The sequence below is a fragment of the Nocardia sp. NPDC059177 genome, assembly GCF_042755165.1.
Lineage (GTDB): Bacteria > Actinomycetota > Actinomycetes > Mycobacteriales > Mycobacteriaceae > Nocardia.
Genome location: NZ_JBHZBX010000016.1, coordinates 134478 through 156639 on the forward strand (window position 1 = coordinate 134478; position 22162 = coordinate 156639).

Sequence of the window (22162 nt, forward strand, 5' to 3'; positions counted from 1 at the left end):
TGTATGCCAACGTCCACCATGCCCATCGAGCCCGCGGCCACCCCGACGGTGCCCGGCCCGGAAACCAGATTGCGCCCGCCGCGTTTGGGTGACGGCGCGCAGTTGTGGCGGATCGCCCGCGATTCACAGGTGCTCGACGTCAATTCCAGCTACGCCTATCTCCTGTGGTGCCGCGATTTCGCCGCCAGCTCGCTGGTCGCCGAAAGTGACGGGCACGCAGTAGGATTCGTCATCGGATACGTGCGTCCCGAGGCGCCGGACACCCTGTTCGTCTGGCAGATCGCGGTCGACGCCGAATTCCGGGGCCGCGGCCTCGCCGCGGGCATTCTGCACGCATTGCTGGATTCGGTCGCCGATGCCGGTATCACCACGCTGGAAACCACCATCTCACCCGGAAATACCGCCTCGCAGGCGTTGTTCTCCGCGGTGGCAAGGGAACGCGGTGCGCATTTGCGTGTCGTCTCCCTGTTCGAAGAGAACGATTTTCCCGATTCACACGAGGCCGAGCAGCTGTATGTCATCTCACCCGCTCAGCGCCAGGAGGAACGACGATGATAACGACCACCGACACCAGCATTTTCGATTCGATGGAATCGAATGTGCGCGGATACTGCCGTGACTGGCCGGCCATCTTCTCCACCGCCGAAGGTGCCTGGCTGCGCGATGAGCAGGGCCGCGAATACCTCGATTTCTTCGCCGGCGCCGGTGCGCTGAACTACGGCCACAACAACCCGATCCTCAAGCGCGCGCTGATCGACTACATCGCGGGCAACGGCATCACCCACGGCCTCGACATGTCCACGGTCGCCAAACGCGAACTGCTGGAGACCATTCGCGACACCCTGCTCTCGCCGCGCGGGCTCGACTACAAGGTGCAGTTCCCCGGCCCGACCGGCGCCAACGCGGTGGAGGCCGCGCTCAAGCTGGCCCGCAAGGTGACCGGCCGCAAGACCGTGCTCAGCTTCACCAACGCCTTCCACGGCATGACCCTGGGCGCGCTGTCGGTCACCGGCAACGCCGCCAAGCGGGCCGGTGCCGGGGTGCCGCTCGAGCACGCCACCCCGATGCCGTTCGACGGCTACTTCGACAACACCATCGAGGATTTCGGCTGGATGCAGCGCGTCCTGGACGACAGCTCCTCGGGGTTCGATCGCCCGGCCGCGGTGATCGTGGAGACCGTGCAGGGTGAGGGCGGGGTCAACCTGGCCCGCGCCGAATGGCTGCGCCACCTGGCCGGCCTCTGCGCGGCCCGCGACATCCTGCTCATCGTCGACGACGTGCAGATGGGCTGCGGCCGGACCGGTCCGTTCTTCTCCTTCGAGATCGCCGGCATCACCCCCGATATCGTCACGCTGTCCAAGTCGATCGGCGGCTACGGCCTGCCGATGGCGCTGGTGCTGCTCAAGCCCGAGCTCGACCAGTGGGCGCCCGGTGAGCACAACGGCACCTTCCGCGGCAACAACCCGGCCTTCGTCACCGCCACCGCCGCGCTGCGCGAGTACTGGTCCGACGACAAGCTCGCCCAGAAGACCGCCGCCAACGGCGAATACGTGGCCCGGACCCTGTCCGCGGTCGCCGACCGGCACACGGGGGTGTCCACCCGTGGGCGCGGCATGGTGCACGGCATCGTCTTCGACGACCCGTCGCAGGCCGCCAAGGTGTGCCGCACCGCGTTCGAACAGGGTCTGCTGGTGGAGACCTCGGGCTCGATGGACGAGGTGGTGAAACTGCTGCCGCCGTTGACCCTGGGCAGCGACGAACTCGAGCGCGGACTCACCGTGCTGAGCTCCTCGATCGACACCGTGTGCGGCGGTGCCGCATGATCGTGCGCACCACCGCCGAGATCACCGGTACCGATCGCGATGTGGCCGACAACGGCTGGCGCAGCAAGCGCATCGTGCTGGCCGGTGACCGGGTCGGTTTCTCCTTCCACGAGACCACCATCGAGGCAGGCACCGTCCACGAATTCCATTACCAGAACCATGTGGAGGCCGTCTGGCTGGTCGAGGGCGAGGGCAGTCTGCTCGATCTCGACAACCAGCAGGTCTACCCGTTGGGCCCCGGTTCGATGTACCTGCTCGACGGCCACGAACGTCACCAGGTGACAGCCCGCACCCAGCTGCGGATGCTGTGTGTGTTCAATCCGCCGGTGACCGGCCGCGAAGTACACGACGAGAACGGGGTGTACCCGCTGATCGTCGAGGAGGATGCCAGTGTCTGAGCGGCCCGACCGCTATCCCACCCGGCTGGCCGAGCCGGCCCCGCACGTCGAGCGCACCGACCCGACGGTATGGGGCCGGGTCACCTCGCCGGAGCTGGCGGAGTTCGAGGCGAACGGTTTCGCCACGATCCCCGCCCTGCTGAGCCCGGACGAGGTGGCCGCCTTCGGCGCCGAGATCGGCCACCTGGCCGCCGATCCGCTGCTCTACGGCGACGAGCGGGTGATCACCGAACCCGGCAGCGGGCAGGTGCGGTCGGTCTTCCAGGTCCATCAGCTGAGCAAGCCGATCGCCGAGCTGCTGGCCGAATCGCGGGTCGTCGGCCTGGCCGAGGAGGTCCTGGGTTCGGCGGTGTATCTGCACCAGACCCGGGTGAACTACATGCCCGGTTTCGGCGGCAACGGTTTCGGCTGGCATTCCGATTTCGAGACCTGGCACGCCGAAGACGGCATGCCCGCGCCCCGGGCGGTGAGCCTGTCGATCGCGTTGACCGACAACTTCCCGTTCAACGGCAGCCTGATGGTGATGCCAGGATCGCATCGCACCTTCGTGCCGTGCCTGGGTGAGACGCCGGCCGGGCACTACCGGGAGTCGTTGCAGGAGCAGCGGATCGGGGTGCCGACCACCGACGACATCACCTTCCTGGCCGCCCGCTACGGCATCACCCAGTTCACCGGGCGGGCCGGGTCGGCGCTGCTGTTCGACTCCAATGTCATGCACGGGTCGTCGAACAACATCACGCCCTATCCGCGGTCCAACATCTTCCTGGTGTTCAACAGTGTCGAGAACACCCTGGAAGAACCGTTCGCGGCACCACAGCGTCGTCCGCGCCATATCGCCGCCCGGGATTTCACGCCGGTGCGCGAGTACTCGCCGGAGCGGATCGCCGGCCTGGCCGATCAGATGCGTTAGGGGAGCTGGGACAGCTCGGTGAGGGAGGCCGCGGCCCGCGGATCGTCGGGGGCCGCGGCCTGCCACCAGTGTTCGGCGGTGGCGCGGTCGCCCGCGGCCATGGCCAGCGCGCCGAGGTCGTAGGCGGCCCCGTGGTGGCCTGCCCGGGCCGCCTGGGTCCAGAGCAGGCGGGCCGAATCGTGTTCGCCGCGTTCGTACATCGCGGTGCCGAGCTCGTGCAGGGCGCGGCCGAAACCGGGCTCGGTCGGTGGCGGAGGGGGAGCGGTCGAGATCGGGGGCGGATGCTCGAGCGTGGGTGGATCGAGCACGACTGGATCGGGCGCGGGGGCGGTGCTGAGTTCCACGACCAGTTCGTTGAAGTCCGGGGTGCCCGGTCCTGTGCTGCACCACAGCGTGGACGCCCCGTCGGGCAGCAGGTCGACGACCACCCCGTAGTTGCCGGTCCAGGACTGCTGCCCGCCCGCCCCGGCCACCCACACCGGGGTCAGGGTGAACAGGGCCTCCGGGGCATCGGCGGTGACCGTGATGTCCACGCCGTCGACCAGCGCGTCGTACCAGATGTCGACCCCCGCCAGGGATTTCCCGTTCAGATCCACGTGCCCGTCCTGGACCGAGAGGCCCAGGCCGAGTCCGGACACCTCCGCGGGCGGCATCGCCGCCAGTGCCCGCAGCCGCACCGCCGTCGTCCCAGCGGGTAGCGCCTCGGCGTACATCGGATACACCGCCGCACCGCACCAGTCGATCGGATCGGCACCGGTATACCGCTGCTCGAGCGGCAGCGGATCGGGCGGGTGTTGCGCGCCGGGAACATTCATCGGTGCAGCCCACCTTTCCGCCGTTCGACCCCCTCGCGGAACCCGACCCCGTCCCGCGGTTGCGCGCTATACCGTACTAGGGTCGCGGCGGTGCCGGGGGTGATTCGCGACAACCCCCGGCAACCCTGCTGACCAGGACCGAACCGGTGGATCCGTGGGGTCGGCAACAGGATTCGCCGAGGTGTAGCCGAAACCGGTCGGTCGCCTCAGACCGCGACCGCTTCGCCGATCTCCTCCTCCACGGCCGCGGGCGCGACCGGCCGAGGTGCGATGCGTGCCTCGTGCCGCCCGGCGACCACCACCAGGACCAGCCCGGCAGCCAGCCAGCCGAACAGCCCGAACAGTCGCGCACCGAAGCCCGCACCGCCGTCGAAGTAGAGCAGGTTGCGCAGCCCCTCGACGAAGTCCGCGCCGTTCCAGAACGCGTGCAGCGCGCCGAAGAAGCCGTTCTGCAGCTGCGGCCCGTACACCCCGCCCGAGGTGGTGAAGTTCAGCATCACGAACAGCGTGATCAGCGCGAGCGTGGTCCACCGCTTCAGGAAGGTGTGCAGCCCGATGCCGATCAGGATGATCCCGGAGGTATAGAGCCAGGCGAAGCCGAACACCGCCGCGTACCCGTGATCGATCACCTCGAACACCCCGGCGGCCACGCCGACCCCGATCAGGCTGACCACCAGCGCGGTCACCACCCCGACCGCCGCGCGCACCCGCATCCGCAACGTCGCCCCGGCCGCGCCGATCACCGCCACACTGCCGTAGGCGCCGACGCTCAGGGCGACCAGCAGGAAGAACAGCCCCTGTCCGGACGGATCGCCGTCGGCCTTCACTGTGACATCGGTGACGGCCAGCGGCACGCCCTGATGATCGGACACCTGCCGGAAGGCCAGCTCCGCGGCCATCGCGCTGGTGTCGGAGCCGGCTGTGGCGACCAGCAGCTCGGGCCGCGCCGGATCGGGCAGGTAGGCGCCGATGAGCTCCCGGTCGTTCAGCGCGGTGATCGCCGCGTCCCGGCTGGGCACCGTGATGACATCGAGCCCGGCGCCGCCCTTGTCCTGCATCGTCTGCGCCAGCATCAGCGTCTGCGGTGAATCGCCGACGACGGCCAGTTCGAGATGGTTCGGCGTGGGCTGGTGGAACGCGCCGAGGTAGGCGAAGGCCATGCCGAGACACATCAGCAGCGGCGTCAGCAGGTGCCCGGCGAGGTGCCGGAACTGGGTGCGAGTCATCGAGGACGTTCTCCAAACGGTTGGTAAATGCAACTATAATTAGTTGTAGGATACAACTATGAACGCGCGAGACACAAGGGCCGACGACGTCGACACCATCCAGCGGGAGCTCACCGCCTTCGCCCGCCGCGCCCGCGGCCGCGCCGCCGAACTCCACCCCGAGCTGAGCCTGGTCGCCTACAGCATCCTGGACCTGGTCCTCGAACGCGGCGGCTGCCAGGCCACCGACCTCGCCGAACAATTCCTGCTCGACAAATCGACCGTCAGCAGGCAGGTGCGCGCGCTCGAGCAGCTCGGCTACCTCGAACGCCAGGTCGACCCCGGCAACCGGCGCAACCACATCCTGCAGGCCACCCCCGCCGGTCGCACCGCCGCCCGCGCCGCCGAAAGCCGCCGCCGCGCGGCCTTCACCGCCCGCTTCGCCGACTGGACCGACGCCGATGTCGCCGCCCTCGCGTCCTACCTGATCCGCTACAACCACGGCGACTGAACGGCATCGGGCGAATCCGGCGCTCGACCCGCCGATCACCACGAACACCCTGATACGGCATCCCGCTGGCTATTGCGCGCCGCGGTCGCCCGCCACGGGCGGTTCCGCGACCAGGCGCAAGAGTCGGTATAGTCGCCGCGGATGAGTAGTGACACCACCCACCCCGCGCAGCAGCGATCCCCACGCCCGATCAATCGAGCATGGTGGCTGCTGCCGGTGCTGCTCACGATCGCCTCGATCGTCTACATCGAGCTCCCCGGCTGGCCGTTCAAGGGCTATTCCGGTGGCTTCATCGATCTGCAGGTCTACCGGCTCGGCATCGAGGCGATGCGCGACGGCGCCGACATGTACGGGCAGCTGCCCAAGACCACCGCGGGCATCGGGTTGCCGTTCATCTATCCGCCGTTCGCGGCCATCGCCCTGAGCCCGTTCGCGTTGCTGCCCTGGGGCGTGGCGAAAACCCTCTACGTGGTGGCCTCCGTCGCCGCGGTCGCCTGGACCCTCTACCTGGTCGCGCGGCGCTATCACTCCGACAGCAAGCAGGTCGCGCTGTTCGTCACCGCCTGTGCCCTGCCGGTGGCGATGGTGCTCGAACCGGTGCGCGCCACCGTCGACTTCGGCCAGGTCAACCTGCTGCTGATGGTGCTCGTCGCCACCGACTGCCTGCTGCCCAAGACCCGCTACCCGCGCGGCATGCTCATCGGCCTGGCCGCGGCGATCAAGCTGACCCCCGCGGCGTTCGTGCTGTTCTTCCTGGTTCGCAAGGACTACAAGGCCGCCGCCACCGCCGCGGCGACCGGCGCCATCGCCACCATCGCCTCGTTCGCGCTGCTGCCGGGCGAGTCCACCCGCTACTGGTTCGGCGGCCTCGGCAACGTCTCCGGCCTGAGCGGTTCGGCCTTCCACACCAACCAGTCCATCCAGGCCGTGCTGGCCCGCCTGCAGATCACCGGCCTGCCCTTCGACGCGCTCTGGCTCGTCCTCGGCGCGCTGCTGCTGGCGCTGGTCGTGGTCGCGATGCGCAAGGCCGCCGACGCCCCCGCGATCGCGCTCGCCCTCAACGCCGTCTTCACTCTGCTGCTCTCACCGATCTCGTGGTCGCACCACTGGGTGTGGATCGCGCCCGCCCTGCTGGCCATGGTCTGCCACGCCCGCACCCTGCCGTTCGCGAGCGCCCGCGGCTGGTACCTCACCGCGGTCGCAGTGGCCGCCGTCTTCTTCGTCGGCCCGCACAACCTCCTGCCCGACGGCGAACACCGCGAGACCGCCTGGCTGTGGTGGCAGCACTTCGTCGGCGACACCTACGTCTGGCTGGCCGTCGCCCTGGTTGTCCTGTTCCTGGTCACCGGCCGCCGCCCGGTCCGCGCCGACGACACCCCCGTCACCGTCGAGGAGCCCGCCCGCGCCGCCTGAGCGGCGCATAGCGGGGTCGCCGAACTCGGTGCGCCCGTACGTCGCGGTGTCGACCGGGGCCGCATCGACAATGGCGCGGTCGCTCCGTCGAGCTGAGTGGCCGGTCGCGTGCGCGCGCTGGCTCGGCGGCCGCAAGGCTTGGAACCTACCGCCCTCGGGGCCGGAACCGATCCGCAGCTCGTAGCTTCCTGGACCAGGCAGGTGCTCAGCGAGAAGCAGGCGACCGAGAGCCGTCTGACCGCATTGGAGCAGCATGTGTGCCTGGGCGCACGCCGGTCGGCAGGGAGGAGGTCCCATGTCTCGTCGATTCCCTGGGCGGACTGCTCAACGCCCTCCACCGAGCCGATCCTGTCGACAACCATCAGGTGTGTATCGGGAACTCGGTCTGAAACTTGGCCTACAACGACAACACACGGATGGTGATCGCCGAAGCGATTCCATCCGTGTGTGTGTAAAGAACGTGTCCGGAGGGGGACTTGAACCCCCACGCCCTAATACGGGCACTAGCACCTCAAGCTAGCGCGTCTGCCATTCCGCCACCCGGACTTGCTGGTGTGCCAAAAGATTATCCGACGCGGTGCTGGAATCCAAATCGCCTAGGTGACCTGGTGTTTTGCCCACTGGGCCCATTCCTTGTTCATGCGGTGGAAGCGTTCGCCCCATTCGAGGGCGATACGGCCGTTGGTGTCGAAGGAGTGTCCGGCCAGGGGGTGGTGTCACGGAGGCGTGGAGGTCGGCTTCGGAGCGGGATTCGATGGCGGTGAGATAGGTGGTGGCTTCTTCGCGCAGGAGCATGCCGTTGTGGGGGTAGGTTTGGTAAGAGTGCTGTCGCGACCGCGCACGTTCCGGTCGCGGATGGAGGAGCGCGAGATGTCATCGACAAGCTGGTCGTTCAGCACACGGATCGAGCTGGGCGGTAAAACCGCCACCGGCTTCCGGGTTCCCGCCGACGTCGTCGAGGCGATGGGCGATGGGAAGAAGCCGAAGGTGGTGGTGACCGTCAACGGACACAGCTACCGCAGCACGGTCGCTGTGTACGGGGGCGTGGCCATGTTGCCGCTGAGCGCCGAGAATCGTCGGCCCGCCGACGTGGAGGCGGGTGACACCGTCACTGTGGCGCTCGAGCGTGACACCGCGGAGCGGCGGGTCGAGGTTCCCGGGGAACTGGCGACAGCGCTGGACTCCAGCCCAGGAGCGAGAGCGGCGTTCGAGGCACTCTCCTACAGCAAGCAGCGTGAACGAGTCGATGCCGTCCGCTCCGCGAAGCGGGCCGAAACCAGGGTGCGTCGCATCGCCGGGATCATCGCGGGACTGGTCGGCTGAACCCGGGCACCCGTGTGTTCGTCGGCTCGCACGCGACGGACGACATCGGTATGTCGTGGCACCGTGGGTGTCCGGTGCCTGGCTCGCGGTGTTGAAGGCGATGCGACAACACCCGGCCTAACGCAGCTGACGGTAGCGGCGATGTAGCGGAAGTGAACGAGAATTCCGGCCGTCGAGTCGCAATCACCGTATTGTTCGCCCTTGCCCTCTCCGCCGGGGCCGGATCGGTTCCTGGATCGGTGGTGAGTGGGCGTGGGAGGTCGATCCGGATTTGAATGCCATGGGTTTGCCTGGCATGTAACGGTCTGCGGCAACGTTGGGATGTATCCGCGGAGTGTCCGAAACTACAGACGGGGTGAGTGCAGGTGCATCGAGTGGTCGGAGCGACAGCGTTGTTCGGGGTTGCGGGTGTGTTCGCCGGGATCGCGGTGATATCGGCAGGCGCGGCTGCGGCGCAAACTCCCTATCCGTCGGAAACTCAGCTGCAGGTGCCAGGTCTGATCATCGCGGCCAACCCCGCGAACGGGGCCGCGCTGGTTCAGACGACCGTGTCGCACGGGCACGGCGCGATATATCCGGTGCCGATGGGGAATCGTTATGTCTACACCTGGCAGAACCTGTCGACCGGCGCTTCGGGAACCATCACCGACTGGTCCGGGGAAAGGACGGAAATCGTCACCGGAGCGGGCCAGATCGTGGTTACCGCCTCGCTGCCCGGTGTCGGCGGTTTCCAAACCCCGAGTATCGGAACCTTTTACGTCGCAGCCTGATCGACGATCCGGGCGGTCGCGGTAAGCGTGGCCGGCCGGATTCACTGGGCGCGGCGGAACTTCACGCAATACGTTGATGATCTTGCACCACCTGCTCCGCTCCGCGGTCAGAGCAATCTCAGTGCCCTGGCGGGTAGCGATCGCGATATCGGTCATGCCTGGGTTCGGGTCGTGTTCGCGAAACTGCGCCGATCTGTCGTTGACCTTGCTCTACTGGAACCCGAAAGGCAGGGCATGTCACCTATCCATGCAGCAGTCCCAGGCCTGGTTCGGCACACCTCGATGGGCCTCGAAGAGACTGTGGCCGTTTCGAACCGCGTGACATGCGGCATGTGCGGAAGTCTGTGATGCTGGTGTCTTGGGCGGAGCGAATGACTACTCGAAGACTGGAATCGGATTCATGAAAGACCGACCTGTCCTGATCGTGGCCACGATCGGGGGCTTGATCGGCACAATACTGTCGAGTCCGTTCGCCGTGTACTTCGGCTTCGGCACTCCTGCGCTCGCTACCGCCGTTGTCGGCGTGGGAATCTTGCTGGCGGGAGGCATAGTGTTCGGCGGCCTGTGCGTTGCCCTGGTGTCGGCCGTCAGGGCTGACCGGCGCAGCGGTGGTTACCGCTGTCGCGGTAAGAGCCGGGCATAACTTTCCGATGCTCGGGCCTGGCGGCGGTGCGGCCGGATGACGGTAGGCCGGCGAAAAGTGCGATCGCGGCATCGGTTCGCGCTCCTTCCGCGATCTGGATCTGCTTGTGCAGCGCCATGATGCCTGCGTCCGCGGCGCATACCGCAGCGCCGATTCGTCCCTGCTCGTCGAGCGACGGCAAGGGAACAAGTAGCTTGCCGAGGTTCGCGGAACTGATGGACGGGATTGTTGTGCCGGCTGCCCGGTTCGCGATCCATGTCACGGTCGACGGGAGCGAAAGGAACGCTATGAGATAGCGCGGATCCACGACCTCGGGGTCGCGTACGCGCAAACGGATCAGCCCTGTGGCGAACAACATGCCTTCCGCGCTGCTGTCAGCGATAGCGCAGGGGCCGAGAGTTCCCGTTCTGGAACAGAGGATGTCTTGGTCCGTGAGCTGGTATTTGCCGAGTCGGGCGGCGTCTTCCGGGCGTGCCCATTTCGTATGCTCATCGGTGATGCCACGATGGCGTAGCTGTGCGGGCGCGACGATCGGGACCCCGTGGTCGGTAAACGGCAGCTTCTTGATGACGTCGTTCGAGGGGCCGGCTTGGATCTTGCACAAGGCGCTGAGGGGCACCGCGTTCTCGGTGGAGGTCACACCGGGAACGGGACGGTAGTCGGCGGGGCTGAGGGAGTGCGCGAGTCGTCTGATGGCGGCGAGATCGGCTGCGACCGCGATGCCACCGAAGCTGAGATCCTTCGTGTCGAAATCGGCAGCGCCCGTGCGCCATTCTTGTAGGCAATCCACGATTGATCGTAGGTCCTGGTCGCTCAACCGCCGACGGCCGCCTCGTTTCTGACCTGCGGCGCGAGCATCGATCAGCAGGACGGAATCCGGGACCTCCTTCCTGCGGGCAAGGAACCAGACACTCACCGGAACCGGTGTCGTCGGGAACAGTCCTGGCGGTAGCGCTACGACGCATTCCACGACACCGTGTTCGACCATTGCCGCGCGAATAGCGTGCTCGGCCTTGTCTTCCGACACACCCGCTTGGTTCGGCATGACCACGGCCGCGCGGCCACCGTCGTCGAGCGAGGCGTAGACGTGCTGTAGCCAGGCGAAGTTGCCGTTCTTCTTCGGCGGCGCATCGAATGGCCAGCCGCCGGGCGGTGCGGGCCAGTCGTTGGAGCTCCGCTGGTTGAACGGTGGGTTGGTCATGACGACGTCGAACCGCATCGGCTGCTCCGACACTGTTCCCGAAGCCAGCGCATCACCCTGGCGTAGGTCTGCGACATCGACACCGTGGACAGCGGTGTGCATCGCCGCGATGCGAAGCTGCTCCGGGCTGCGTCCGAACCCTGATGTCGCCATGCCGCGCACCATGGACGTGGCCTCCGACAGCATCGATGCGGCCCCTGACAGGAACTCACCAGAACGCAGATACGGATCATGACACTGGACTGTCCCGGTGACCTCGCCGAGCAGAACATCAGTAACCAGCTGAACAACGGCGCGTGGGGTGAAGAGTTCGTTGCTGTCGCGATGGCTCCACTCGGCGAAACGATCGAGGATCGGCTCGAACGAGTCGCGGTCCAGACCGTGACACGTCCGCAGGACCTGGGCCACGTCCTCGACCGCGGTCGGCTGCAACCGCGCGAAGACCGGACGCATACCTGGCAGCACGCCGTGCTCACGCAGGACTACGTCGGCGATGGTCGCGATCGAGTCGAGCAGCTTCGCCGGATCACCTTGATCTGCAACTGCTTCGGCGACGAGGTCGGTAGCTCTCGCCCACTGCCCGGGGGCGCAGACGCGTACGAAGACCGCGCACAAGAGGAGTTGGAGGTAGTCCATCTGCGGGCCGCCGCCGCGTACCCGTTGCGCGAGCGGCCCGAACAGTTCATCGAAGGCATCGGCCTGATCGGTGCGTTGCTCGCCAGATCCCTTGCCGGCCACCGATTGGCTGGATGGCTCAGTCGTCGCTGCACGGGTGTTCTGCAGGATCCGATCGGCATAAGTGCAGCCCTTGACTTCGGTTGGCAGCAGTTGACCGGCCGGGATCGGGCGGGTCGTGAGCCACTCGAGCATCTCCGCGAAGACGAAGAACTCACCCTCCGCCGATGACCGTGGGAGAGGGAAGCTCGGGTGCCGCTTCTTCCACACCGACAGCAGCGCCCTGCTGACACCTGCCAGGTCCGCGATCTCTTGCCGCGACACCAAACGGTTCTCGGCCTTGTTCACTGCCGGAATCCGAACACGAAGGCGATCACTGTCAGGGCGAAGACACTCGCTCCCGCGAACCCGGCGCCGCCGAGAACGACTGCGGATGCCAACGATCCACCATCGACAACAACAAGGATTCCGGCGACGATGCCGACGATCGCACCGAACAGTGTGGCGACCATCGCCAGTAGGACTCGGGCAGACTGTGACATCGAATTCCTCCGTATCATCCGGGGCGAGGCTGTCTCGCTCGCACCGTCGATACGTTAAGCGGGAAGCAACCCAATCGATCTGCGCATTGCAATGCGCAGTCGACTTGCGCCTTGAGGATACGGCACCAGGCGATCTGCCGCGCGGTGTTGATGAAGCTTCTACCTGCCTGAACAGTGATTCTATACGCATCTCCCGCGCTCCGCGCGTGTGTCGACTGTTAACCGACCTGGGATTCGGTCAGCCGTGGGTCAATTCCTCGGCCATGCGGGTGGTGATGGTGGCCAGGACTCGAGCCGTGGTGGCCAGATCTTCGGCTGGGATCGCGCCGTAGGCGGCGGCTACGATCGCGCCGGATTCGGTGCGAACCTTGTCCACTACGGCCTTGCCCGCGGTGGTGGGTTCGAGTCTGCCGTGAGGTGTGGTCGCCAGTAGGCCCTTGGTGAGTAGTGCATTCAGGGCTGTTTCGACCTCGGCAGGGGGCCATTGGGTCAGTTCGGCGATCCGGTTGATGTGAGCGGCTCGCTCGACCGGCTCGCCAGTGGCTTGATTCAGCACGATCCACTGCTTTTCGTCCAGGGTGGTGCCGGTCAGTGCGCGGGCCAGCACTGCGGTGTGGTGCTTCTCGGCCTGGCCGATGATCGATGGAGTCAAGGTGGCGGGGGCCGGGGCTGATGGGGTCACGGCGGCGGCGGTGCTGCTCGCGGGCGGGCCGGCCTCGGTGGTCGTTGCACCGCAACCGGTGAGCAGCACTGCCGCACCGATGGCTGAGGCCGCTACGCCGACAACGGTGATTCTGCTGTTCATTTCGTGAAACCTCTTCTGTGGATGGACGAACCCGCAACGGTGGCGAATTCGGTTCAGGCGTGGGCCAATTCCTCGGCTATGCGAGCGGTGATGACGGCCAGGACCCGAGCCGCAGTGACCAGATCTTCGGCTGGGACCGCGCCGTAGGCGGCGGCCACGATCGCGCCGGATTCGGCGCGAACCTTGCTCACCACGGCCTTGCCGGTGTCGGAGGCCTCGAGCATTCCGTGGGATGTGGTGGCCAGCAGAGCACTGGCGAACAGTGCGTTCATCGCGGTTTCGACCTCGGTGCGGGCCCACTGAGTCATCGCGGCGATCCGGGTGATGTGGGCGCTCGGATCGACCGGCTCGCCGGCGGCGACGGCTTGATTCAGCACGATCCACTGCCGCTCGTTCAGGGTGGTGCCGGCCAGTGCGCGGGCCAGAACCGCGGTGTGGTGCTTCTCGGCCTGACCGATGATCGAGGGGGTCAGGGTGGTCGGGGCGGTAGCGGTGCTCATTGCGATCTCCTGGTTCGGATGATGCTCGGTGTCGTCAACAATTCTGATACCAAGTGTCATATGTGCGCAAGTCACAATTAGAACTAAGCACCTTTTGGGCTTGAGGTTCTTTGTGCAGTAGGATCTCGGTATGCCTTCAGACGACCGCGCACTGCCGCTGCGGGAACGCAAGCGGATCCGCACCCGCCGCGCCCTGGCCGACGCCGCCCTGGCACTGTTCACCGAGAACGGTTTCGCCGCCACCACCGTGGAGGAACTGGTCGAGGCAGCGGAGGTCTCACGCAGCACGTTCTTCCGGGCATTCCCCACCAAAGAGGCAGTGGCCGTCGAGGCCGAGACCGAGCTCTGGGCCGGCTATCTCCACGCCCTCGCTGCGAGTGAACTCACCGGGCCGACCCTCACCGCGCTACGCGACGTTCTCACCGACACCGCGACCGCGCTTCCCGACGACTGGGACGAGCGCTACATCGCCACCCGCAGGCTGATCCTGACCGCCCCCAGCCTGCTCGGCTACGTCGAATACACCCGCTCGGGTGTGGAAACCGAAGTGACAACACACCTTTCGGGCAAACTGGCCCTTCCCCCCGACGACCTGCGCCTGCGCATCCTCGCCGAGCTGACCACTACGGCGTGGAGCATCGCCGGGCGTGGCTGGGTCGCCACCGACGGCGCCGGCGGCCGATCCGCGCTCATCACCCGCCTGCACGAAGCCTTCGCCGCCATCCCCGACGCCCTGCGAACAAGCGATCCAACGCACGCATAGGCAACGGCGGGACCGAGAGTTGTCCAGCCCCGCCGACGCCTATGACCGGGCGCTCAGCCGCGCGGGCGATGATCGTCGTATTCGAAGACGCTCAAGGCGCGGAAGTACTCGTCCTCGTCGCCGGGGTCATCGGCGTAGCCGGGTGCGGGACCGGGGCCTGGGCGGGGGATCTGTGGCGGCGCGGTGGCAGCGGTGTGAGGTGGGTGAGCTGCCCATTCCGTTGCCGGATTTCGAGCGGTCGACGGCAGGTCGCGGGCCGGTTGCTCGACTGTGCGTTCGGCGGGTGCCGGCAACGGCGGCGGATTGGGCAATGCGGGTTCTGAGGAGCGTTCGACGGTAGGGACATCGGTCGGCACGGTGGGGGTTTGCTCTGCTGCGGCGGGTGTGGCCGGTGTAGCGGGGGTGTCCCCGAGGTCGGGTTCGGGGATGGTCGGCACCTCAGCGTCGGCCAAGGCGGCCTCTATCGCCTTCTGCGCCTGGGCCAAGCCTGCTGTGTGAAGGGACATGATCAGTTCGGCGACCATCGCCGGGGTCATCCGGTGACCGGATTCGGTGAGCCGGATCGCGGTGATGGCACCGCTCGCGGTGAGTTCGACGGTGACCGAGCCGGTTGGGTCCGTCGTGACCGTTCGCTGCTCGCTCAGCGCGAAGACGAGCAGGTCTACCGGGTCAGTCGTTGAAGTCATGGTCCTGCCCCCCGGTTTCGACCCCGTCTCTGATGCCAACTATATATGGCATGATCGCTGTCAGTGAGCCGGGAACGGGAGCCGGGTTCGTTGGCCTTGGAGGGGATCCGCTATGTCCACGCTCGATTTCGATCCCGATCGCGTGCGCGCGCTCGGAACCAGCCTCGACACGGCCGCTCACACGGTGTGCGCCGCTGACATCGACGGCAACAGCGACCTGTTGCAGACCGATCTCGCTGGGGCATTGACCGCGTCGATGTGTCAGATGGTCTCCGGCCTCGCGCGCGACGCGCTGAAGACTGTCCAGACGGACCTGTTGTCCGTCAGCGCGGCCACGCTGCACGCGGTGAGCGAGTTCACCGGCAAGGACGAGACCATCGCCGGCGATATCGCGCGGGTCGGGCAGGGCGTGCGATGAGTCCTGACCCGAAAGCGGTTGCGACGATGACGGTTTCGCAGGCGCGTGGCTGGAAGCCGGAGACCCTCGGACTGCATGGGATCGCCTGGCAGCTCGCGTCCCAGAAGATCATGCACGAGCTGACCCCGGTCACCACGGCGGCAGCGGATTCCGGTAGCTATTGGGTGGGTGGGTCCGGCGACGCGGCTCGTGGCAGTGTGGCGGCGATCCACACGAAGGCGGCCACGATTGCTACCGCGCTGGATACGGCCGCGACTACTGCGACCACGGGCTCGCTCGACATCTCGGCGCATCGCCAGACGGTCGTCAAGCATGTCGATGACGCGATCGCCAACACCTACGACGTCGCCGACGACGGCACGGTCTCGGCCAGCAAGAAGATGTACACGACGCTGGTCGCTCGTGTCGGTGTGACGTTGGCGCACAAGGCGTGGGCCAGGCTGGTCGCCGATGCCGCTGACCGCACCGCCACTGTCCAGCAAGCGTTGGCGGACCTGCTCGCCGCGGACCTGCGTGCGGAGTCAGCGATTCGGCACGCGTTCGACAACGAGGTGTTCGCGACCAGCGACCCGACCAAGTGGGCCACACCGATCGGTGAGGTTCCACCGGCTGACGCGAGTGTGGAAACCAACCGGCACTGGTGGAACACGCTCACCGAAGCCCAGCAGAAGCAGCTGATCGACACTTACCCGGATCTGATCGGCAACCGGGACGGGATTCCGATCGAAGCCCGCGATGAGGCCAATCGTTCGAGGCTGGAGGGGTTGATCCCGCTCGCTGAGCGTGAACTGCAAACCGTCGCCGCGCAGTTCGGCACCGACAGCGATCAGTACAAGGCCGCTACTGCCAAGCTCGAGGATCTGAAGGCTGTCGAGAAGGCGATCGCGAAGCCGGATCATCCTCCGCAAGGTTGGGTCGATCGCAAGCTGATTCTGCTCGACACGACCAGCGGGCGATCGACCCGCGCGGCGGTATCGGTCGGCGATCCGGACAAGTCGACACATGTGTCGGTGACCACGCCGGGACTCGACACGAGAGTGCGCGACGACATCGTGAGTATGACGAACGAGGCTGCTGCTGTGCGTGCGGAAGCCGAATTTCAGCTCACTCGCGAACCGGGGCGAGAAGGCGAATCCGTGGCGACGGTGGCCTGGATCGGCTACGACACACCGCAGGTCAAGAAGGTGTTCGGCGAGGGCGAATACGCCGATGCCGCAGCGGGTGTCGCTGATGTCGGCAGCACCGACAGGGCCGCGGAGGGCGGCCAGGCGCTCAATCGCTTCTACAACGGGTTGGAAGCATCCCACGAGGGCGGTGAGCGACCGCATATCACCGCGGTCGGCCACTCATACGGCTCGCTGACCACCGGCATGGCGCTCCAAAGCGGTGAACACCCGGTTTCGGACATGGTCGTCTACGGCTCGCCGGGCATCGCCGCCTCGACGCCCCAAGAACTCGGGCTCGACAACGGCCATGCATATGTGATGCGCACCGACGACGATCCGATCAAGTGGACCCAGGACGGCCCGCAGATCGCCGGCAGGCTCAACGACGCCGGAATCCCTGTGGGTGGACCGGTGCCGTTCATCGCCGAAGCGTGGACCTCATCCGACAATGGAGGCTTCGGGCCGGACCCGGCCGAGAACCCCAACTTCACCCAACTCGAAACCCACGATTCCAAATCCTACGACGGTGAAACCCGGGAACTGCCTGGCGCGTCCGGTCACAGCGAATACCCCCGCACCGGTCCTGACGGAGGTTCCCGGGTCACCACCTACAATGTCGCGGCTATCGTCGCCGGTTTGCCGGACAACGTGGTGGCGAAGCGATGACGCGACGATTCCGGTCTGTTCGACGATGGGGGCTACTCGTTTCGGTGGCGATGTCAGCCGCCCTCGCGCTGGTCGCGGGATGTACGCCCCGTCCGGGGTATCCGGATCTGACAACGCAGGAAGAACGTGACAATGCGGAACGGATGATCATCGGGCTTTCTCCTGTGGAGGACTTCGATAAAGAAGTGATCCGGGAGGTGCACAAGTTGTCCGACGTTGCCTATGCCATCGATCAGAGACTTGTGCTGGAAACAAAACCATGGCCCCGGCGATACGATGCGTGCGACAGCCCACTTCATCTCAGCATCGGACGCGCCTCGTCACAATATCAAATGAAGATGTCGAGACTGATCGGGATCGACGACGAGAAAATAGTCTTGGGAAATTGGGATAAATTCAAGGTGGCGATGAATGAAGCTGGTGCCCGCCTCGGATTCAACGAAATAAGTGAATACAAGCCCACGCGTGACAGTGACCGGTACGGAATCAGTATATACAACAACGTGCAGGGAAGAATCCGACTCGAGTATGACCCGAATGGATATCTATCGATTTCCGGCTACACCGGGTGTCGGCCGTCGCGAACCGAAACCGCAGCCGCGACACCAACCGGTCAGCGTTGACCGCTGTGGTCGCACCGATAGGTAGATTTGGAGACTCCGAGTAATGCGCAACTTGCCGCGAACGAGAAATCTGCTGCGACCGGGGCTGCTCGCGGTCGGCGTGTTCGCCCTCGCCACTGCCGGGTGCTCAGACCCGCAACCTGCACCCGCCGAAGGTGCCTCAACTACGACGACCGTGAAGCCAGCTGATTTCGACCCTTGCACCGACTTCCCACAAGACGTTCTGAAGTCGGAGGGTCTCGTGCTCACCGGCCCGGAGGACTGGGAACGCAACGGTATCAAGGCCCACGGCTGTGGGTACATCGTGATCGAGAACGGGTACGACGTACGGGTCGTGCGAACGACGAATTCCCTGGCCGACATCAAGGCCAAATTCCCGGACTCCTATCGCGAGCAGCAATTCGGCCCTAGAACGGGCGCCTTCTACGAGCTGTTCGAAAGCCCGGAAAGCTGTACCGTGAATCTGGAGATGAAGACCGGGAGCCTGCAATTCGATCTTCGCAATCCTGCCACCAGGCGGACGACAGGACACTTGGATAGCTGCGATCTCGTCACCGGTCTCATCAACAAGGTTGTCCCATCGATCCCGGCGGGTGCGTGACCATGGCTAGCTCCATCTCAGAACTCGTCACCCAGGCCGAAAACGGAAACCTTTCGCTCGACGCGGACCCCGCTGCGTTCGTCGCATTGGAGAAGGCGATGTCTACGCGGATTGTGCAGCTGGGCGTAATTCAGCAGAAGATTCGAAAGGTCGCTGAGCAGGAAATCTGGGGTTTGGGTGAGTCGTCCGCGGTCCTCACGTCCGCACAGACGCTGGTGCGTCGGTTTCGTGAAAAGGCCGACGGTGGGCCGAATAACGCCGTAGCGGTGCTCGAAAGTCATCTCACCGCGGCCGATGAACTGCGAACACTGTTCCGCACGATCCGCCAGCGCCTCGAAGAGGCTGACGCTGACTTCGCGGCGAAGTTCAAAGAGCTCGCTGTCGCACAAGGTTTGGATGTCGGAGGGGACCGATGACGACCCAGTATGATCCGCCGGGGATCACCGATCCGGAGAACGTCGACGGGTTGACGCATCAGCAGATCGTTGACGCGTTCGCCGCTGTCGCGAATTCCACGAGCTCGATCGTCGTCGCGTGGAAGCAGGGCGACGCGGACCTCACTGATTCGACCACGGAGATGCTCGCCGCGGTCCGGAACACAGTGGACGGTGCCTGGACCGGCGCGGCCGCGGACGCGGCGGTAGCGACAGTCGCGCGGTACTGCGATGATTCGCTGCGACTGCCCGAGCTGTTCGACGAGGTTTCCCAGGTCGTCGGCAATACGGCCATGACCGCCGTCATGACGAAATCCTTTCTGCCGCCGGTGGTCGAAGTCACCGCTGATCAAAGCGCGGACCCGGAAGGTTTCGACCTCCAGACCCGCCAGGCTCAGACCGCCCAGGCCGAGGCGCGCAGGATCATGGCCGAACGCTACGTCGTGGGTTTCCAGGACCTGGACGCGAAATTGCCGACATTTCCGGCCGCGATGGCGATCGGCGATGATCAGACCCCACAGGCCGGCCAACCTGGTTCCAGTATCTCCGGTGGGCCGAATGAGTCCGCTGTGCCGCGGAACCCGGCCTCGACAGAACCCGCCGGCACCGAGCCCGAGCCGGCCGCCGACCCGGTCACCGACCCCAACTCGGACGCGCCGACCGACACAGATTCCGAACCCGAGGGCCCGTCCTCGGACGGGTCGACCGAGGACGGGTCGACTGATACTGGCGGACAAGACGATTCGACGCAGACGGCGTCGACTACACCGACGTCGGCACCCACCACCGCCACGCCGACACCGTCGGTGCCGGGTGACTCCCTTCGTGCCGGCACACCGTACGGCGGCCCGAGCGGCGGAGCCGGTCTGCCCGGCGGCCAAGGCGGAAGTTCTCCGGTTCCGTCTCCTGGTGCCGTGCAGCCACCGGGGTCGGCCGGTGCCGGGGGATCACCGGGTACCCGTGGCGGGCTGCCCGCTGCCGCGCATGCGGGCGGCACGGGGATGCACGGTATGCCCGGCGCGGCCGGTCGCGGGGGTGGTCGTGGCGACGAGCCGGACAAGTCCGACAAGAAGGTCAGTTTGACCCACGGGGACAACACGACCGAGCTGCTGGGCGTGATCAAGCATGTCCCGCCGGTGATCGGTGATCGATGACGGCGTGGGTTTTCGACATCGAGGAATTCGCGGCGCTGTGGTTCGGCCCGGCCGCCGACCGCATGGTGTTCCCGCTGCACTACACGAGCCGCTTCACGCACCTGAACGCGCTCGAGCAGTACCGGTCGGCGGTGCGCGAGCAGTGGTCTGAACACGGTCGCCTGGACCTCGATGCCGCTGAGCAACTGCGACGGGCGTTCGACGTGTTGACCGGCCCCGAGGTATGGGTCGAGATCCACGGTCACCGACGGCACCGGCCCCTGCGGGTGGTCGGCGCGCGCCACGACCGGCACGGGGCGATCGCCGAGCAGTCCACCGACGGCACGCAGGTCCGGGTGAGCATCCTCGCCGCGGACAGTCTCGCCCGTCGCGTGGTCGAGGTGCTTCCCGCTGCCGAAGCAGGGAAACGGCCACGGCAACGGTTCGACAATCACGATATGCGGCCCGAGGACACCGACGTGGTCACCATCATCGAGGGACCGAATCCGCGCGAGCAGTACCGTCGCCTGCGGGAAGAACCCTGTACGTCGGCGGGGGTGATCCAGGTCTTCCGAGGCCCGCGTACCACGGGCGGTAAACCACCGCATCGGGTCGCGGCGATCCAATGGCACGATCGCCACGACGGCCGCTACCTCGAGACCGGCACCCGCGCTCGCACGGTCGTCGGCGCGACCGCCGCGACATCGGCTCACCACGTCGGTGTCGAGATCGGTCGGGCCTTGGAGCAGTACGGGGAGCTTCGTGAGGACGCAGCTACCGGGTGCGGGCCAGTGCGCCGCCCTTCAGGGCAGTGGTGAAGACCCACGCGGGAACGCCGTCAAGGCCCGAGCGTGTCCTAGACCGGACGGGGCTGCTGCACGGGTAGGTGACAACCGAGATAGCGTGCCACGGGGTAATCCTGAGAGGACGTCGCAGTGCCCAAGCCGTATCCGAAAGAGTTTCGCGACGACGTCGTGCGGGTCGCCGCGCGCAGTTCGCCGATCGGGGTGGATCTGTCGGAGATCTTGCCTGCCGGGAGAGAGGTTCCGGGTGGTTCGGCGTCGGTCTGGTCGCAGGTCCACCTGGCGGCCGACTCCCGCTTCGGGTACGACTGGAGGCGAGCAGAGGGGGAAACTGTGCAGGAATCGCAGAACGCCGTATCAGTGGTCGGTGAACGGGTGAGTGGGCGACGAGTGCGTCCCACCGAGGAATGGCTGGCCTACTTCCAGCAGAATGCGCTCCAGCAGCGCGAGATTCCGTGGCAGTCGGACGGTGTCGGGGCATCGCCGGCCGAGATGGCACCCCTTCGCCGGTCGCTCCAGGCCTGGCAGCTGGGCGAAACATCGGATGGGCGGCATTTGGCGGCGTCCGCAGCCCGATTTGCCGCTGCCACCGACGATCCCGCGTACTGCGATGTCATCGATCTGTTCATCCGTGAGGAGCAACGTCACGGTGCGCTGCTGGGTCGCATCTTGGATGATGCGGGAATCTCGCGGCGACAGGCTGATTGGGGCGACACGCTCTTTCGCCGACTTCGGTACAGCATCACCGACATCGAAGTCTGGACCACTCCCGTGGTCATGGTCGAAGTGTTGGCGATGATCTACTACAACGCGATTCGCCGGGCTACCGGGTCACCGGTCCTGCGCGCGGTCTGCGCCCAGATCCTCGCCGACGAGGTGCCCCATGTGCGGCTGCAATGTGAGCGACTCGCGGTGCTGTACCGCAACCGATCGCGCCCGCGTTTCCACTGCACCAGGGTCGTCCACCGCGTCCTTTTCCTCGCGGTCATGCTCCTGGTATGGGTCGGTCACCACCGCGCGCTGCGCGCCGGCGGGTACACATGGACGGAATATCGCCGGGCCGCCTACGCCAAAATGAATCGCGCGTGGCGACGGATGGACCCGCAATGCTACGTATGGACCTGATTCAACCCAGCATGTCCGATCTAGGGTCGGCTGCGCGCATTGTCCCGTCTTCGGCGTGTGCAACGACGCGCAGTCGAGCGGAGCTGTGAGCAGTCAGGGTGTGTCCAGCACGCCGCCTGAGTTTGGTCAGGTCACCAGAACTTTCGGACCTGTATCGCCTTGACCTGGTGTGATGGTCGCGTGAAGCGGCGGTTTCACGCACTAACGGCC

Annotated in this window: 24 protein-coding genes and 1 tRNA gene; 17 read left to right on the top strand and 8 right to left on the bottom strand. The window is 66.1% G+C overall.

The window, feature by feature from the left end; all coding sequences use genetic code 11:
• Positions 1-3 precede the first annotated feature (3 nt).
• The 4 genes from ectA to thpD are packed head-to-tail and all read left to right on the top strand — an operon-like array spanning position 4 to position 3131.
• On the top strand, positions 4-555 hold the full coding sequence (gene ectA / locus ACFXK0_RS20655) for a diaminobutyrate acetyltransferase (protein ID WP_379412140.1): 552 nt from the start codon (positions 4-6) through the stop codon (positions 553-555).
• On the top strand, positions 552-1823 hold the full coding sequence (ectB, locus tag ACFXK0_RS20660) for a diaminobutyrate--2-oxoglutarate transaminase (protein WP_379412141.1): 1272 nt from the start codon (positions 552-554) through the stop codon (positions 1821-1823). The genes ectA and ectB overlap by 4 nt, the downstream gene beginning before the upstream one ends.
• The gene (locus ACFXK0_RS20665; protein WP_379412142.1) at positions 1820-2221 is read left to right on the top strand and encodes an ectoine synthase; all 402 of its coding nucleotides are present in this window, start codon (positions 1820-1822) and stop codon (positions 2219-2221) included. Before ectB ends, ACFXK0_RS20665 begins: the two co-directional genes overlap by 4 nt.
• Entirely contained in the window at positions 2208-3131 is a 924-nt protein-coding gene (gene thpD / locus ACFXK0_RS20670; protein ID WP_379412143.1) for an ectoine hydroxylase, read from the top strand. Before ACFXK0_RS20665 ends, thpD begins: the two co-directional genes overlap by 14 nt.
• On the opposite strand, the gene ACFXK0_RS20675 is transcribed toward thpD, so the two are convergent.
• Complete coding sequence (locus ACFXK0_RS20675; RefSeq protein ID WP_379412144.1) at positions 3128-3946, bottom strand: hypothetical protein; 819 nt, start codon at positions 3944-3946, stop codon at positions 3128-3130. The genes thpD and ACFXK0_RS20675 overlap by 4 nt on opposite strands.
• Before the next feature lie 206 nt (positions 3947-4152).
• On the bottom strand, positions 4153-5172 hold the full coding sequence (locus ACFXK0_RS20680; protein WP_379412145.1) for a hypothetical protein: 1020 nt from the start codon (positions 5170-5172) through the stop codon (positions 4153-4155).
• Between the two features lie 58 nt (positions 5173-5230).
• Between ACFXK0_RS20680 and ACFXK0_RS20685 the strand changes: the two genes are divergently transcribed.
• Positions 5231-5662, top strand: coding sequence for a MarR family winged helix-turn-helix transcriptional regulator (locus ACFXK0_RS20685; protein ID WP_379412146.1), 432 nt, complete (start codon positions 5231-5233; stop codon positions 5660-5662).
• Positions 5663-5803: 141 nt separating this feature from the next.
• Positions 5804-7075: a glycosyltransferase 87 family protein gene (locus ACFXK0_RS20690; protein ID WP_379412147.1), complete on the top strand. Its 1272-nt coding sequence runs from the start codon at positions 5804-5806 to the stop codon at positions 7073-7075.
• Positions 7076-7536: 461 nt separating this feature from the next.
• Here ACFXK0_RS20690 and ACFXK0_RS20695 read toward each other — a convergent pair.
• A tRNA-Leu gene (locus tag ACFXK0_RS20695) sits at positions 7537-7621 on the bottom strand.
• A 180-nt stretch (positions 7622-7801) separates the two neighbouring features.
• Here ACFXK0_RS20695 and ACFXK0_RS20700 point away from each other — a divergent pair.
• Together ACFXK0_RS20700 and ACFXK0_RS20705 are read left to right on the top strand one after the other, a co-directional pair.
• A complete protein-coding gene (locus ACFXK0_RS20700) occupies positions 7802-8398 on the top strand; it encodes a YdeI/OmpD-associated family protein (RefSeq protein ID WP_379412148.1) in 597 nt (198 codons plus the stop codon).
• A gap of 374 nt (positions 8399-8772) precedes the next feature.
• A complete protein-coding gene (locus ACFXK0_RS20705) occupies positions 8773-9168 on the top strand; it encodes a hypothetical protein (protein WP_379412149.1) in 396 nt (131 codons plus the stop codon).
• A 587-nt stretch (positions 9169-9755) separates the two neighbouring features.
• On the opposite strand, the gene ACFXK0_RS20710 is transcribed toward ACFXK0_RS20705, so the two are convergent.
• The 4 genes from ACFXK0_RS20710 to ACFXK0_RS20725 form a co-directional block, all read right to left on the bottom strand.
• On the bottom strand, positions 9756-12035 hold the full coding sequence (locus ACFXK0_RS20710; protein WP_379412150.1) for an N-6 DNA methylase: 2280 nt from the start codon (positions 12033-12035) through the stop codon (positions 9756-9758).
• On the bottom strand, positions 12032-12229 hold the full coding sequence (locus ACFXK0_RS20715) for a hypothetical protein (protein ID WP_379412151.1): 198 nt from the start codon (positions 12227-12229) through the stop codon (positions 12032-12034). The genes ACFXK0_RS20710 and ACFXK0_RS20715 overlap by 4 nt, the downstream gene beginning before the upstream one ends.
• Before the next feature lie 238 nt (positions 12230-12467).
• The gene (locus ACFXK0_RS20720) at positions 12468-13034 is read right to left on the bottom strand and encodes a hypothetical protein (protein ID WP_379412152.1); all 567 of its coding nucleotides are present in this window, start codon (positions 13032-13034) and stop codon (positions 12468-12470) included.
• Between the two features lie 53 nt (positions 13035-13087).
• Entirely contained in the window at positions 13088-13534 is a 447-nt protein-coding gene (locus ACFXK0_RS20725; protein WP_379412153.1) for a hypothetical protein, read from the bottom strand.
• Between the two features lie 130 nt (positions 13535-13664).
• Here ACFXK0_RS20725 and ACFXK0_RS20730 point away from each other — a divergent pair, with 130 nt between their 5' ends.
• Positions 13665-14297, top strand: coding sequence for a TetR/AcrR family transcriptional regulator (locus ACFXK0_RS20730; protein WP_379412154.1), 633 nt, complete (start codon positions 13665-13667; stop codon positions 14295-14297).
• Positions 14298-14350: 53 nt separating this feature from the next.
• On the opposite strand, the gene ACFXK0_RS20735 is transcribed toward ACFXK0_RS20730, so the two are convergent.
• Complete coding sequence (locus tag ACFXK0_RS20735) at positions 14351-14983, bottom strand: hypothetical protein (RefSeq protein ID WP_379412155.1); 633 nt, start codon at positions 14981-14983, stop codon at positions 14351-14353.
• Between the two features lie 112 nt (positions 14984-15095).
• On the opposite strand from ACFXK0_RS20735, the gene ACFXK0_RS20740 reads away from it, so the two are divergent.
• From ACFXK0_RS20740 to ACFXK0_RS20775, 8 genes are all read left to right on the top strand, one after another.
• Positions 15096-15401 carry a hypothetical protein gene (locus ACFXK0_RS20740; RefSeq protein WP_379412156.1) on the top strand — a complete coding sequence of 102 codons (306 nt, stop codon included), beginning with the start codon at positions 15096-15098 and terminating at the stop codon, positions 15399-15401.
• Complete coding sequence (locus tag ACFXK0_RS20745) at positions 15398-17233, top strand: alpha/beta hydrolase (protein WP_379412157.1); 1836 nt, start codon at positions 15398-15400, stop codon at positions 17231-17233. Before ACFXK0_RS20740 ends, ACFXK0_RS20745 begins: the two co-directional genes overlap by 4 nt.
• 50 nt (positions 17234-17283) lie before the next feature.
• Positions 17284-17856, top strand: coding sequence for a hypothetical protein (locus ACFXK0_RS20750; RefSeq protein WP_379412158.1), 573 nt, complete (start codon positions 17284-17286; stop codon positions 17854-17856).
• Positions 17857-17899: 43 nt separating this feature from the next.
• On the top strand, positions 17900-18457 hold the full coding sequence (locus tag ACFXK0_RS20755; protein ID WP_379412159.1) for a DUF3558 domain-containing protein: 558 nt from the start codon (positions 17900-17902) through the stop codon (positions 18455-18457).
• 2 nt (positions 18458-18459) lie between these two features.
• Complete coding sequence (locus tag ACFXK0_RS20760; RefSeq protein ID WP_379412160.1) at positions 18460-18873, top strand: hypothetical protein; 414 nt, start codon at positions 18460-18462, stop codon at positions 18871-18873.
• A complete protein-coding gene (locus ACFXK0_RS20765) occupies positions 18870-20045 on the top strand; it encodes a hypothetical protein (protein ID WP_379412161.1) in 1176 nt (391 codons plus the stop codon). Before ACFXK0_RS20760 ends, ACFXK0_RS20765 begins: the two co-directional genes overlap by 4 nt.
• A complete protein-coding gene (locus tag ACFXK0_RS20770) occupies positions 20042-20842 on the top strand; it encodes an ESX secretion-associated protein EspG (RefSeq protein WP_379412162.1) in 801 nt (266 codons plus the stop codon). The genes ACFXK0_RS20765 and ACFXK0_RS20770 overlap by 4 nt, the downstream gene beginning before the upstream one ends.
• A gap of 117 nt (positions 20843-20959) precedes the next feature.
• Complete coding sequence (locus ACFXK0_RS20775) at positions 20960-21952, top strand: ferritin-like domain-containing protein (protein WP_379412163.1); 993 nt, start codon at positions 20960-20962, stop codon at positions 21950-21952.
• The last annotated feature ends 210 nt before the right edge of the window (positions 21953-22162 follow it).

Excerpts from the sequence above, each read along its gene's own strand:
- ectA (WP_379412140.1), top strand. The coding sequence starts at position 4 with ATGCCAACGTCCACCATGCCCATCGAGCCCGCGGCCACCCCGACGGTG.
- ectB (WP_379412141.1), top strand. The coding sequence starts at position 552 with ATGATAACGACCACCGACACCAGCATTTTCGATTCGATGGAATCGAAT.
- ACFXK0_RS20665 (WP_379412142.1), top strand. The coding sequence starts at position 1,820 with ATGATCGTGCGCACCACCGCCGAGATCACCGGTACCGATCGCGATGTG.
- thpD (WP_379412143.1), top strand. The coding sequence starts at position 2,208 with ATGCCAGTGTCTGAGCGGCCCGACCGCTATCCCACCCGGCTGGCCGAG.
- ACFXK0_RS20675 (WP_379412144.1), bottom strand. The coding sequence starts at position 3,946 with ATGAATGTTCCCGGCGCGCAACACCCGCCCGATCCGCTGCCGCTCGAG.
- ACFXK0_RS20680 (WP_379412145.1), bottom strand. The coding sequence starts at position 5,172 with ATGACTCGCACCCAGTTCCGGCACCTCGCCGGGCACCTGCTGACGCCG.
- ACFXK0_RS20685 (WP_379412146.1), top strand. The coding sequence starts at position 5,231 with ATGAACGCGCGAGACACAAGGGCCGACGACGTCGACACCATCCAGCGG.
- ACFXK0_RS20690 (WP_379412147.1), top strand. The coding sequence starts at position 5,804 with ATGAGTAGTGACACCACCCACCCCGCGCAGCAGCGATCCCCACGCCCG.
- ACFXK0_RS20715 (WP_379412151.1), bottom strand. The coding sequence starts at position 12,229 with ATGTCACAGTCTGCCCGAGTCCTACTGGCGATGGTCGCCACACTGTTC.
- ACFXK0_RS20720 (WP_379412152.1), bottom strand. The coding sequence starts at position 13,034 with ATGAACAGCAGAATCACCGTTGTCGGCGTAGCGGCCTCAGCCATCGGT.
- ACFXK0_RS20725 (WP_379412153.1), bottom strand. The coding sequence starts at position 13,534 with ATGAGCACCGCTACCGCCCCGACCACCCTGACCCCCTCGATCATCGGT.
- ACFXK0_RS20730 (WP_379412154.1), top strand. The coding sequence starts at position 13,665 with ATGCCTTCAGACGACCGCGCACTGCCGCTGCGGGAACGCAAGCGGATC.
- ACFXK0_RS20735 (WP_379412155.1), bottom strand. The coding sequence starts at position 14,983 with ATGACTTCAACGACTGACCCGGTAGACCTGCTCGTCTTCGCGCTGAGC.
- ACFXK0_RS20740 (WP_379412156.1), top strand. The coding sequence starts at position 15,096 with ATGTCCACGCTCGATTTCGATCCCGATCGCGTGCGCGCGCTCGGAACC.
- ACFXK0_RS20745 (WP_379412157.1), top strand. The coding sequence starts at position 15,398 with ATGAGTCCTGACCCGAAAGCGGTTGCGACGATGACGGTTTCGCAGGCG.
- ACFXK0_RS20750 (WP_379412158.1), top strand. The coding sequence starts at position 17,284 with ATGTCAGCCGCCCTCGCGCTGGTCGCGGGATGTACGCCCCGTCCGGGG.
- ACFXK0_RS20755 (WP_379412159.1), top strand. The coding sequence starts at position 17,900 with ATGCGCAACTTGCCGCGAACGAGAAATCTGCTGCGACCGGGGCTGCTC.
- ACFXK0_RS20760 (WP_379412160.1), top strand. The coding sequence starts at position 18,460 with ATGGCTAGCTCCATCTCAGAACTCGTCACCCAGGCCGAAAACGGAAAC.
- ACFXK0_RS20765 (WP_379412161.1), top strand. The coding sequence starts at position 18,870 with ATGACGACCCAGTATGATCCGCCGGGGATCACCGATCCGGAGAACGTC.
- ACFXK0_RS20770 (WP_379412162.1), top strand. The coding sequence starts at position 20,042 with ATGACGGCGTGGGTTTTCGACATCGAGGAATTCGCGGCGCTGTGGTTC.